12 protein-coding genes are annotated in these 12053 nt (G+C 69.4%); 5 read left to right on the forward strand and 7 right to left on the reverse strand.

From position 1 onward, the window contains the following. Nucleotides 1-158 precede the first annotated feature (158 nt). Entirely contained in the window at nucleotides 159-1514 is a 1356-nt protein-coding gene (locus tag IF67_RS0115335) for a dicarboxylate/amino acid:cation symporter (protein WP_030985978.1), read from the forward strand. A gap of 217 nt (nucleotides 1515-1731) precedes the next feature. Here the strand turns inward: IF67_RS0115335 and IF67_RS39190 are convergent, their stop codons facing one another. From IF67_RS39190 to IF67_RS0115350, 3 genes are all read right to left on the reverse strand, one after another. After that, on the reverse strand, nucleotides 1732-3927 hold the full coding sequence (locus IF67_RS39190) for an IPT/TIG domain-containing protein (RefSeq protein WP_051818090.1): 2196 nt from the start codon (nucleotides 3925-3927) through the stop codon (nucleotides 1732-1734). Between the two features lie 273 nt (nucleotides 3928-4200). Then, nucleotides 4201-4383 (reverse strand): hypothetical protein, encoded by a 183-nt coding sequence (locus tag IF67_RS0115345; protein ID WP_030985981.1) that lies wholly within the window; start codon nucleotides 4381-4383, stop codon nucleotides 4201-4203. Between the two features lie 30 nt (nucleotides 4384-4413). Beyond that, nucleotides 4414-5292, reverse strand: a complete 879-nt coding sequence (locus tag IF67_RS0115350; protein WP_030985983.1) for an alpha/beta fold hydrolase — start codon at nucleotides 5290-5292, stop codon at nucleotides 4414-4416. Nucleotides 5293-5486: 194 nt separating this feature from the next. Here IF67_RS0115350 and IF67_RS0115355 point away from each other — a divergent pair, with 194 nt between their 5' ends. Together IF67_RS0115355 and IF67_RS0115360 are read left to right on the forward strand one after the other, a co-directional pair. Continuing rightward, nucleotides 5487-6194 (forward strand): TetR/AcrR family transcriptional regulator, encoded by a 708-nt coding sequence (locus tag IF67_RS0115355; RefSeq protein WP_030985985.1) that lies wholly within the window; start codon nucleotides 5487-5489, stop codon nucleotides 6192-6194. 1051 nt (nucleotides 6195-7245) lie between these two features. Then, on the forward strand, nucleotides 7246-9201 hold the full coding sequence (locus tag IF67_RS0115360) for an AMP-dependent synthetase/ligase (protein ID WP_030985987.1): 1956 nt from the start codon (nucleotides 7246-7248) through the stop codon (nucleotides 9199-9201). 125 nt (nucleotides 9202-9326) lie between these two features. Here the strand turns inward: IF67_RS0115360 and IF67_RS0115365 are convergent, their stop codons facing one another. Together IF67_RS0115365 and IF67_RS0115370 are read right to left on the reverse strand one after the other, a co-directional pair. Then, the gene (locus tag IF67_RS0115365) at nucleotides 9327-9707 is read right to left on the reverse strand and encodes an ATP-binding protein (protein ID WP_030985989.1); all 381 of its coding nucleotides are present in this window, start codon (nucleotides 9705-9707) and stop codon (nucleotides 9327-9329) included. Beyond that, the gene (locus IF67_RS0115370) at nucleotides 9704-9916 is read right to left on the reverse strand and encodes a hypothetical protein (RefSeq protein WP_030985990.1); all 213 of its coding nucleotides are present in this window, start codon (nucleotides 9914-9916) and stop codon (nucleotides 9704-9706) included. Before IF67_RS0115370 ends, IF67_RS0115365 begins: the two co-directional genes overlap by 4 nt. A gap of 112 nt (nucleotides 9917-10028) precedes the next feature. Between IF67_RS0115370 and IF67_RS0115375 the strand changes: the two genes are divergently transcribed. Both IF67_RS0115375 and IF67_RS0115380 read left to right on the forward strand, forming a co-directional pair. Next, nucleotides 10029-10886 (forward strand): helix-turn-helix domain-containing protein, encoded by an 858-nt coding sequence (locus IF67_RS0115375; RefSeq protein ID WP_030985992.1) that lies wholly within the window; start codon nucleotides 10029-10031, stop codon nucleotides 10884-10886. Further along, on the forward strand, nucleotides 10867-11082 hold the full coding sequence (locus IF67_RS0115380; protein ID WP_030985994.1) for a DUF397 domain-containing protein: 216 nt from the start codon (nucleotides 10867-10869) through the stop codon (nucleotides 11080-11082). Before IF67_RS0115375 ends, IF67_RS0115380 begins: the two co-directional genes overlap by 20 nt. A 377-nt stretch (nucleotides 11083-11459) precedes the next feature. Here IF67_RS0115380 and IF67_RS43740 read toward each other — a convergent pair whose 3' ends face one another. Next, complete coding sequence (locus tag IF67_RS43740) at nucleotides 11460-11597, reverse strand: hypothetical protein (RefSeq protein ID WP_158713100.1); 138 nt, start codon at nucleotides 11595-11597, stop codon at nucleotides 11460-11462. Nucleotides 11598-11845: 248 nt separating this feature from the next. Further along, entirely contained in the window at nucleotides 11846-12016 is a 171-nt protein-coding gene (locus tag IF67_RS43745; RefSeq protein WP_158713101.1) for a hypothetical protein, read from the reverse strand. Nucleotides 12017-12053: the final 37 nt, after the last annotated feature.

Genomic DNA, 12053 nt, shown 5'->3' on the forward strand with positions numbered 1-12053 from the left:
CCTGTTGCCGCCGCTGACCTCTCTCCTCAGCGGCCGGAGATCTTCTCCCTCACCCTCCGGGCGGGAGAGGCCCCCTTCGCGTCTGCCCCGCAGTCGCTCACCTTCCTGGCGCTTCTTTTCGCCGTCCCGACGCCTTACCTGTCCCCGGAGTGTGTCCGTTGTCCACGTCTGCCGAGACCACCGAGTCTTCACAGGCCCCCCGGTCCCCCAAGTCCTCCCGCATAGCCAAGATCCCGTTCTGGGTGCAGATCCTGGCCGGCCTCGCCCTGGGCGTGCTGCTCGGCGGGATCGCCAAGAGCGGTGACATCGGCTGGCTCACCACCACGCTCCAGCACATCGGCGACCTCTTCGTCCAGCTGCTGAAGCTCGCCGTGGCCCCGCTGGTCTTCTTCGCGATCCTGGTCTCGATCACCAATCTGCGGCAGGTCAACAACGCCGCCCGGCTCGCCACCCGCACCCTGCTGTGGTTCATGGTCACCTCGCTGATCGCGGTCGCGATCGGCCTGGCGATCGGCCTGCTCACCCACCCGGGCGCGGGCACCGGCCTGACCCCCAAGGACGGCAAGCTCCCCGACCACGCGGGCTCCTGGATCGACTTCCTGACCGGCATCGTCCCCACCGACATCATCACGCCGTTCACCGAGCTCAACGTCCTCCAGATCGTCTTCATGGCGGCCGTCGCGGGCATCGCGGCCCTCCAGCTCGGCGAGAAGGCCGAGCCCGTCCTCACGATCAGCCGCTCGGTCCTCGAACTGCTCCAGAAGGCCCTGTGGTGGGTCATCCGTCTCGCCCCGCTCGGCACCGTAGGCCTCATCGGCAACGCCATCGCGACGTACGGCTGGAACCTGATCGGCAAGTACGCGACCTTCACCGTCGACATCTACGTCGGCTGCGCCCTGGTGCTGTTCGGCGTCTACCCGCTGCTGTTGGCGACCGTCGCCAAGGTCAACCCGCTCCAGTTCTTCCGCGGCGCCTGGCCCGCCATCCAGCTGGCCTTCGTCTCCCGCTCCTCGGTCGGCACCATGCCGGTCACCCAGAAGGTCACCGAGCGTCTCGGGGTGCCGCGCGAGTACGCCTCCTTCGCGGTGCCGTTCGGCTCGACGACCAAGATGGACGGCTGCGCCTCGATCTACCCGGCGATCGCCGCGATCTTCATCGCCCAGATCTTCGACGTCCACCTCGGCATCGGCGACTACCTCCTGATCGCCTTCGTCTCCGTCATCGGCTCCGCCGCCACCGCCGGCCTGACCGGCGCGACGGTCATGCTGACGCTGACCCTCTCCACGCTGGGCCTGCCCCTGGAGGGCGTCGGCCTGCTGATGGCCATCGACCCGATCCTGGACATGATGCGTACGGCCACCAACGTCGCGGGCCAGTCGGTCATCCCGATCCTGGTCTCCGCCAGGGAGAAGATCCTGGACCGCGACGCGTACAACAGCGCCGAGAGCATCAGCCTGAACACGGCCGCTGCGGATGACGCGGAGGCGAAGATCTCCGTGCCGGCCGCCGCATGACCTGAGCTCTCCTCTGGCTGCGCCCTCGGGGAGGGTGCGCGAACGCGATCCGTGTCCACGGTCGCCCGATGTGGGCGGCCGGGGACACGGATCGCGTTCTTCGTGCACGGTGAGGCCTGGTGTGTCGTGCCGGCCGGTCCTTCTCACCGCGGGCCCATGGCCGTTGACCCCGGCTGTGGGGGGTGGGCTCTGCGCAGACGGGTCGTCGGGAGCAGTGTCAGAGGGCGAGGAAGGGGGCGTGGGCGGTGGACGGCTGGAGGGTGGGGGTGCCGGCGAAGGTGGCGTCGTAACCGCCGTTGAGGATGATCAGCGGGAGGCTGAGGATCTCGACGAGGCTTGCGGTGCCGTTGGCGTCGGTGATGGCGGTGCCCAGGAAGTGTCCGCCGGAGCTGAAGGTGATGATCTGGCCGGGGACGGGCAGTCCGGTGACCGTGTCGGTCAGCGTGGCGGTCAGGAACGGGAAGTGGAGTTGGAGGGGGAAGAGCTGGATGAGGGCGGGGGTGGCGGTGAGGCTGGTGGCGTGCGGGGTGACCACGGCTTGGTAGGTGAAGCAGCAGGCCAGGGTGGCGATGCCGCCGGGGGTGGTGACGGTGACGGCGGCGGTGCCGGGGCTGCCGGGCGGGGTGGTGGCAGTGATCTGGGTGCCGGCGGGGTTGACGGAGACCGCGGTGGCGGGGACGCCGTTGAAGGTGACGGTCGCACCGGTCAGCCCGGTGCCGGTGATGGTGACCACGGTGCCGCCGGCCGCGGGGCCCTGTCCGGGGGTGATGCAGGTCAGCACCGGGACGGCGAGGTAGGTGAAGCCGCCTGGCACGGTGCTGGTGCCGCTCGGGGTGGTGACGACCACGGGGCAGGTGCCGGGGGTTCCGGGCGGGGTGATGGCGGTGATCTGGGTGCCGGCGGGGTTGACGATGACGTTGGAGGCCGGGCGGCCGCAGAGGGTGACGGTGGCGCCGATCAGGTCGGTGCCGGTGATGGTGATGAACGTGCCGCCGGCGACCGGCCCTTGGGCGGGGGTGATGCCGGATGTGGTGGGGGCGGCGACGTAGGTGAATGCGCCGGGCAGGGTGACGGTGCCGACAGTGGTGGTCACCACCACGGTCGCCGGGCCGGGAACGCCGGCCGGGGTGGTCGCGATGATCTGCGTACCCGCGGCGTTGTAGAACAGGTTGGTTGCCGCATTGCCGTTGAACGTCACCGTGGCACCGGACAGATTCGTGCCGGTGATCGTCACCACTGTGCCACCCGTGACCGGCCCCTGCGCCGGGCTGATCGAGGTCACCGTGGGGGCAAGCAGGATGACGCTGACAGTGTTCGAACCGGTGTTGGTGACGTAGACGTTGCCGCTGGGCGCGACCGTCAGCGCTTCCGGGTCGGTGCCGACAGGGACCGTGTCGGTGACGGTGTTGGTGGCGCTGTTGATCACCGACACAGTGGCCGAACCCGCGTTGGCGACGAAGACGTTGCCGCTGGGCGCGACCGCCACCGCGCCGGGGAAGTTGCCGGTGGGCACGGTGGCGATGACGGTGTTGGTGGCGCTGTTGATGACCGTTACGTTGGCCGAACCCGCGTTGCCGACGTAGACGTTGCCGTTGGGGGCCACCGCCACCTTGAACGGGTTGGCGCCGGTGGGGAGGGTGGTGGTGACGGTGTTGGTGGCGCTGTTGATGACCGTCACGCTGTTCGAATTGGTGTTGCCGACGTAGACGTTGCCGTTGGGGGCCGCTGCCACCGACTGCGGGCTGGTGCCGACAGGGACCGTGGCGATGACGGTGTTGGTGGCGCTGTTGATCACCGTCACGCTGTTCGAACCCTGGTTGGCGACGTAGACGTTGCCGTTGGGGGCCACCGCCACCGCGTCCGGACCGGCGCCGGTGGGCACGGTGGCGATGACGGTGTTGGTGGCGCTGTTGATGACCGTCACGTTGGCCGAAATGACGTTGGTGACGTAGACGTTGCCGTTGGGGGCCACCGCCACCGCGAACGGGTTGGTGCCGGTGGGCACGGTGGCGATGACGGTGTTGGTGGCGCTGTTGATCACCGTCACGCTGTTCGAACCCTGGTTGGCGACGTAGACGTTGCCGTTGGGGGCCACCGCCACAGAGGACGGGCTGTTGCCGGTGGGCACGGTGGCGATGACGGTGTTGGTGGCACTGTTGATCACCGACACATTGGCCGAACTGAAGTTGATGACGTAGAGGTTGCCGTTGGACGCCGCCGCCACCCCGACCGGGGTCGTGCCGACGGGGATGGTGAGGGTCGCCAGGAGAAGAGTGAGCGACGCCTGGAGCGCCGAGACCCCCTCGGCACGGTGTGCCACGGTCGCGGCTGTGGGAAGCCCGTCCGGCGGGGCGCCCTGGGCGAGTGCGGCAGGAATCCGCGGCGTCAGCCACGGCTGAATGGTCGTGCTCATGAGGAGCCCTCTCTTCGCGATGAAGGGGGCTGCCCTTGATCTTCGCCTGGGCCCTGTGCGGCACCGGGCATCGCGGCCCTCACGCCGAAGGTGCACCCTCCTGGCATGTGGTCACACAGGCATGGACTGCTCATCCCCCGGGGAGGGATGGGCAGCCCACCGGTTTGCCCCAAGTAACCCATCGGAGTGACGGCTTGGCAATGTCCTTGACGGGAGCTCACCCGGATGGCCGTGCCTGCCAGGCGGCCGGGCCGTGCTCCGCCATCAGCTCCGTCACCAGACGTCCGTGATCTTCGCGGCCGAAAGGCTCAAGTGCAGGCTGTGCGCATGGTCCTCCAGCTCATCCGTCATGCCGGCGTGCTCGCTGCCGTGCCGCGGAGGTGTGCGTGCGGCAGATGCGGCGGACGCCGAGACCGTCAGAAGCGGGGACACGGCTGCGGCGCCGGTGCCGGCCATCCACAGCCTCCCCGGCCGCAGGCTTCGGCCTCAGTCCGCCGCCGCTCCCGTATGGGCCAGGATCGCCGTGGCGAGCGGCCCCAGTACGGCGGGCGGCAGCGCATGCCCCATCCCCGGGATCTCGACGACGGACGCGCCACGGACGCACTGCGCGAGGTGCTGGGGGTGCGGCGGCGGGAAGACCGGTTCGGCGGGCGCGCAGACCACGAGCGTCGGCACCTCGTTCGCGGCGAGCCGGTCCGTGCGGAGCATGCCCTCGTGCTCCGCACGGCCGTGCGCGGTGCTGGTCCGGTGATGCCCCGTGTGCTCGATGACGCGGTGCTCAAGGGCGCGGAAATACCCGGCGTCGAAAGGAAGTTGGTCACCGGCGAGTACCCGCCAGTGTTCGATCCGGCGCTCCGCCTCGGCCGCCGGACCATGATCCTCGACCGGACGGGCCCATAGCTCCAGGACCTCGGGTGCGATGCCCGGCAGCTCGTCGACCGGCACCGTGCTGCCGTCGGGGCGGGTGTACGGGGTGCTGCTGAGGGCGCTGGTGCCGATGAGAGTGGCGCTGAGCAGTCGGTCGGGGTGGTCGGCGAGCACCATCTGGGCCAGCATGCCGCCCAATGACATGCCGACGACATGCGCCCGGCCGACTCCCAGTCCGTCCAGTACCGCGATCACGTCCTCGGCGAGGTCGGCGATCCGGTACGGCCGTTCCTCGAAGGGCCAGGTGGAACGTCCGGTGTCGCGGTGGTCGTACCGGATGACCCGGTGGTGCTCGGCAAGCGCGTCGACCAGTGGCTCCGGCCAGCCGACGCCGGTCGCCTGGGCACCCATGATCAGCAGCAAGGGGGCCGTATCGGCGGCGCCGCGCTGTTCGGTCCACAGGCGGACGCCGGGGGCGGCGTCGATGAACTGCTGCATGGGGCTGTCCTCCAGGGGGAGTGGGTGCGCGGGCATCGCGTCCGTGTGCGGCGCCGCATAGCGCAGCACACACCCCGTCGCGTAACGAGACGTATCGTCTCGCTGTGCGGGGAACGTGTCAAGGGAGAGAGGCCTGGAGGCGAAGATCGTAAACTTACTTTGCAGTAAAGGGGCGGGATGGAGGGACATTCAGGGTGGGAGCTGTGAAGAGCAAGCGGGTGCCGCGCGCGGTCCGGGAGCGGCAGATGCTGGACGCCGCGGTGCTGACGTTCGCACGGCGTGGTTATCGGGCGGCCTCGATGGATGAGATCGCCGAGGTGGCCGGGGTCTCGAAACCGCTGGTCTATCTCTACCTGAATTCGAAGGAAGACCTGTTCAGTACGGTGATCCGGCGGGAGTCGGAGGCGCTGGTGGCGGCCGTGACGGCGGCCGTCGAGCCAGGGGGGACGGCCGACCGGCAGCTGTGGAGCGGCCTGAAGGGCTTCTTCGCGCACACCGCCGAGCATCCGGATGGCTGGGCCGTGCTCCATCAGCAGGCGCGGACCCACGGTGAGCCGTTCGCGCACCAAGTGGCCGCGATGCGGACGGAAATCGTCGCCTTCGTCACGGAGTTGCTCGGTGCGGCCGCAAAGGAAGCGGGCTGCGTCGGTGAATTGGCCGAACGGGAGGTCGCCGGGCTCGCCCATGCCCTGGTCGGCGCGGCCGAGTCACTCGCCGAGTGGGCCAATGTCCGTACGGACGAAGGGGCTTCGGGCGGGCACGAGCATCCGTCGGCGAAGGACACGGCGGCCACGATGATGAACTTCGCCTGGACGGGCCTCGGCCGGCTCACGGGGGGCGAGCGCTGGGCGCCCGGCGGACTCGTCGTCGACCAGGAGGGGCGGTCTGCCGCCAGGGGGTGACGGGGCGGGCGGCTTTTGGGCGACGCCTTGAGGGAATGGGGCGTCGGGCCGTCCGGGCGTGGGCTTCGAGGGCTTCGGCGGGCTTCGGGGGGCGGTGGGCTTCGGGGGGCGGTGGGCGCCCGGCGGGCTCGGGGTTCGGCTCGCTCGGGCTTGGGTGGGGTCGGGGTCGCTCCGTGCTGCGGCCCGCGCCGGGGCTCCGTGTTCGCGCTCGGGATCAGCATCCGGCGGGGGTGGGCTCCCCGTACTCGGCCGGTCGCGTGGGCAGCGGCAGAACGGGACGGTGGGGGAGGAGACGGACGAAGGGGCGGCGAAGAGGCTGACGGCGGGGCGGCCGGGCCCGGAATTGCCGAGACGAAGGGAGTGACGGGCATTGGCCAACTCCCGCTCCTCGCGTAGCTTTACCTCGAAGTAAGGTTACTGTCGGGTCAGAAACTGGGTCGAGGATGTGTGCCACGGATTCCCCCGCCGGGGGCGAGCCCTCCGCCAACGGTCGTTATCGCCGCCCCCGCGCTGCGGTAACTCGCCTGGCGCCAACGGTTGTTCGCAACTGGCGCGCCCGCGCCCGCGGCCGCGTACGTGGCCGCGGCTGAGTCCCATTCCGACTGCGACTGCGACTGTGACTGCGACTGTGACTCCGAGTCCGACGCCGAGTCCGACGCCGACGTCACGATGACGGCTGTCGGCAGTCCGACGCCAGGGAGAGGCCGGCACGGGCTTCGTCCGCCGCTGCCCGGTGGGGCGGCCCCCGCGCCCTCCCTTGCCCGCCGACCCCATGCGCGGTACGGGCGGCCCTCAGCCACGGAGGCCCCCGCCTTCAACTCCGGCCCTGCGGACGGCCCCCGTACGTCCCCACCGGCCTGCACGAGCACCGTCAACAGCCCGTAAACAGCCGTCAGCAGCCGTCATAGCCGCCAGTAGCCGTCAGCGGCCCGCCGGCGACACCGCATCCGGCACCACCGCATCCGGCCCCCACATCCGCAACCCCGTCCCGCCCCCTCTCCGCCCGCTCCCTCCCCTCCCCGCACTCCACAGGAGAAACGAGGACCCGCTCGTGTTCAACCAGGAAAGTGCAGCCACCGGATCACCCACAGGCCCAGCCGACGCCCCCGCCACCTCCCCCTCGCACCCCGCCCCCGTCCTCGTAGAGCCGGAAAAGACTCTGGTCGGCGGCACGGTCCGCGAGGTCTACGTCCCCCCGCTGGCCCCGCCCGTACACAGCGGCTCGCTCGGCGACATCCCCTTCACCAACGCCATCGAGGCCCCCGCCGAGATCGTCCTGTCCCGCAAGCAGCCCAGCGGGAACTGGCACGACCTCACCGCGGCGGAATTCGCCGTCCAGGTGCGCGCGGTGGCGAAGGGCCTGATCGCGTACGGCCTGCACCCCGGCGAGCGGGTCGCGATCATGGCCCGTACGACCTACGAGTGGACCCTCATCGACTTCGCCGCCTGGGCGGCCGGCCTGGTCACCGTCCCGATCTACCCCACGTCCTCGGCCCGCCAGGTGCAGTGGATCCTGGACGACTCCGGTGCCCGCGCCTGCGTCGTGGAGAACGTCGACGAGACCCGCCTGATCAGCGGTCTGCGCACCCAGCTCTCCGGCCTCGACCACCTCTGGCAGTTCAACACCGGCGCCGTCACGCAACTCGTCGCCGCGGGACGTGAGGTGCCGGACACCGCAGTGGATGAGCGCCGCGCCGCCACCGGCCCGTACGACCTCGCCACCCTCATCTACACCTCCGGCACCACCGGCCGCCCCAAGGGCTGCGCCCTCACCCACGCCAACTTCTTCGCCGAGGTCGACAACGCCGTCGAACTCCTCCATCCCGTCTTCAAGTCGGTCAGCGAGGAGCCCGCCTCCACCCTCCTCTTCCTGCCCCTCTCGCACGTCTTCGGCCGGATGGTCGCGGTCGGCTGTCTGCGCGCCCGGGTCCGCCTCGGACACGCCCCCAGCATCCAGACCGACGACCTGCTGGCCGACCTGGCAGGCTTCCGGCCGACCTTCCTCCTCGCCATCCCGTACGTCCTGGAGAAGGTCTACAACACCGGCCGTGCCACCGCGGAGAAGATGGGCCGTGCCTCCTCCTTCGACCGCGCGGCCCGTATCGCCCGCTCCTACGGCGAGGCCATCGAGGCCAAGGAACACGGGACGGGGGCCGGTCCCGGCGTCGCCCTCAAAGCCGCCCGCAAGTTCTACGACCCGCTCGTCTACCGCCGTATCCGCGCCGCCCTCGGCGGCAAGGTCCGCCACGTACTCTCCGGCGGCTCCCCCCTCGGCCACCGCCTCGCCGCCTTCTACACGGGCGCCGGCATCGAGATCTTCGAGGGCTACGGCCTGACGGAATCCACCGCGGCCGCCACGGTCACCCCACCCCTCCGCCCCCGTATCGGCACGGTCGGCTGGCCCCTCCCCGGCAGCGCCGTACGCATCGCCGACGACGGCGAGATCCTGCTCTACGGCGGCCACATCTTCTCCGGCTACTGGGACGCGGCCCTCGGCGCGGCCCGCCCCGTCACCGACCAGGGCTGGCTCGCCACCGGTGACCTCGGATCCCTCGACGCCGACGGCTACCTCACGATCACCGGCCGCAAGAAAGAGATCATCGTGACCACGGGCGGCAAGAACGTCGCCCCCGCTCCCCTGGAGGACCGCCTCCGCTCCCACCCCCTCGTCGGCCAGTGCATGGTGATCGGCGACAACCGCCCGTACATCACCGCACTGATCACCCTGGAGCCGGACGGCCTCGCCCACTGGCGCCAGATGCACAAGAAGCAGGACCTCCTGCCCCAGCAACTGGTCCACGACGAACTCCTGCTCGCCGACCTCCAGCGCGCCGTCGACGACGCCAACGAACTGGTCTCCCGCGCCGAATCCATCCGTCGTTTCGCCATCCTCCCGGCGGACTTCAGCGTGGAAACCGGGCATCTCACCCCGTCCCTGAAACTCCGCCGCGCCGCCGTCGCCCGGGACTTCTCCGAAGACATAGCGGGCCTTTACGAAAGCAGGTGACCCCGGCTCTGGAGCCACGGCCCTCGGCGCGTCAAACTGGAACCCCGTGTCACCTCTGTGGGGGAGGTGGCACGGGGTCTGACGTGCCCTGTCGCGGTGCCGTGCCGCCACGCTGTAACGCATTGCTACGTTGTGCCGAGCTCGCACCAGACGGTCTTGCGGTCGATCTCTTGGCGCACTCCCCACCGCAGCGAGACGGCCTCCAGCAGCGCCAGGCCGCGTCCGCGCTCGTCGTCGCCGGTTGCCCGCAGCAGTACGGGGAGGGCCCGCGGGTCGGGGTCGCTGACCTCTACCCGGGTACGACCACCGGCCATGCCGCTGATGTGGACGACGACCGGGGTGCCCTCCCCGACATGCCGGATCACATTGCCGAGTATTTCGCTGACACAGAGCTGGACCTCGGCGCACGGGCCGCCCAGGTGCTCGCGCACGGTGCGCCGGAGCACGGGCACTTCCTTGGGTAAGGCAAACAGCTCCAGCGTGAGCGGCTCGGAAGACGTGCTCACCGCGCGGCCGCCTTACGGAGCGCTTCGGCAAGCTTGCGGGCAGTGGCCGTATTGCAGTTACCGAGCGCAACGAGCGGAACCGCATAACTGCCGGCAAACCCCGGCAGGTCGACCCCGAGGGACGGCAGCGTGATCCCGTTGTCCTTGAGCGCGGTACGCAGCAGCTCGGTGCACTCGTGCACCTCGTGGTGGTGGATGGGGCTGGGCATGGGGCGTACGCCTTCCTGTGCGCATGGTGACGAAGTGCTCACAGCGTGGCGTCACTCGGCGTAGCGTGGAAGGGGTTTGGACCCCACTGCGCGAACCGTGGAACGGTGAACCATGCCTGCACGCAAAGATGTTGACGGATCGGCGAGCGTCCCCGCCTTTTACGGCGCCGAGCTGCGCTGGAAGCGGGAGGCAGCGGGCCGCACCCTTCAGGAAACCGCCAACGGCAGCTTCTTCGGGCCGAGTTATCTGAGCGAGATCGAGCGCGCTACGCGGCGGATGCCGCAGGATCTGGCCCGGCATGTGGACCGGGTGCTGGAGACCGATGGGTTCTTCGAGCGGAGATGTGAGGACGTACGGAAGGCGAGGCAGGGTGCGCACGCCGCGTACTTCGCTCCGATCGCGGAGGCGGAGACGCGGGCTCGGGCCATTGCACGGTGGAGCAATGCGCTCATCCCCGGCCTGCTGCAGACCGGGGCGTACGCGCGGGCGGTCATCCACTCCACGCACCCCCTCGACCTGCCGGAGGAGGTCGAAGTGAAGGTCCGAGCTCGGTTGCAGCGGGCCAAACTCTTCGAGGCTCCGAAGAAGCTGGAGTATTGGGTCATCCTGCACGAGTCTCTGGTGCGAGGCCCGGACCCGCTTCTGCCGCCTTGGGAGATGGCCGCACAGCTCGATCAGATCGCCGGCTTGGTGCGGCGTCGGCGTGTCTTTCCACAGATCCTGCCGTGTAATGCCCCGACTCGTCCTTTCATGGAACTGTCGCTCATGTTCATGGAGTTCGATGATGAGCCGCCGCTGATGTACACGGAGGGGCCCTACCACGGCCAGACCATCGACGATCCGGCCCTCGTGCAGCTGTACCGCAAGGCATACGATCGGCTCAGGGCCGCCGCACTGCCACCGGAGGCGTCCCTCGCCATCATCGAAGAAGCGGCTGAGGATTATCGAAATGGCCAGCAGAGCCCTTGACTTGAGTACCGCATATTGGCGGAAGAGCAGCCACAGCAATGGAGACGGCGGCGAATGCCTGGAGGTCGCCGACGACTTCCCCGGCTTCGTCCCCGTCCGGGACTCCAAGGTGTCCGAAGGCCCGGCCCTCGTCATCCCCGCCGCCGTCTGGAGCCGCTTCGTCACGGCCGTCAAAGCCGATTCGCTCGGCATCTGAGGGCGCGCCCGGCAAAATCGCCTTGCCCTCACCCGCACGGGCCCCGCTCTTATGTCGGGGGCAGAGCAACAGCCGTCTGCATCTCACACGAGTTGCACCAGAACGCCCAGCCGTTGGCGTCCACGGACCGGGACCCGCACGCGAGGCAGGGGTCGCCCACAAAGCTGGCCGCCACCCATGCGCCGGCCGTCGCCGCGCGACGCCCCGCGGTCGTGCATTCATCGGCGTAGCAAGGGATGCACAACCCGCCCTGCTGGCCGGGCAGTTTCATCGACCGTATCCCGCAGGTCGCGCACGGAAGTCTGCCGACGTACTGCGCGTCCAGGCCGACTGGCTTCCCGTTCCTGCTGAAGGCTGTCATGCCGCCTCCGCCTCCTCTACGCCAGGACGGTTCCGGTGCCACCGCAACCGGAACACTGCGTGGTGACGCGGTCGCCGGTCGGCGTCTCCCAGTCCACGGTGCCTCGGCCGGCGCAGTCGGGGCAGGGCTTCTGTGGGGGCATGTCCTCGCTCATCTTGCCCAAGATAGGCCGCTCCATGTTGTCATGTGAGCACTTTCGGTGATCACTTCGCCCATGGGCGCCGCCCGGGGCGGCCGATCTCGCGTCGACGCTCGACCGCTGGCCGGCACTTTCACGGGGCATCGCCGATGCGCGGCCGCCCAGGGGGAGAAGCCGTACCCAGGCAGGGGTGCTCAGGACGGCACCCGCAGCACCTCCTGTCCCGCTACCTCGGCGGCAGCGTCCCAGTGCCCAGAGGCTAATCAGGCTTCTTGGTCTTCGGCTTCGTGCGCAACCTGTTGGCTGTCGCGTTTCTCGGGCTCGTACTCAAGGCCGCTGGCATCGCTTTTCATCGTGGAACACCCAACCGTCAGTATCTGAGAGGCAAGGCAAACGGAGATCCCTCTGAATGCCTTGCCTTTCATGTCAGCCATTAATGCGCCTTAGCGTGTCGTAGCTGCGACTGGAATG

It is taken from the genome of Streptomyces sp. NRRL S-1813, assembly GCF_000719605.1.
GTDB lineage: Bacteria > Actinomycetota > Actinomycetes > Streptomycetales > Streptomycetaceae > Streptomyces > Streptomyces decoyicus.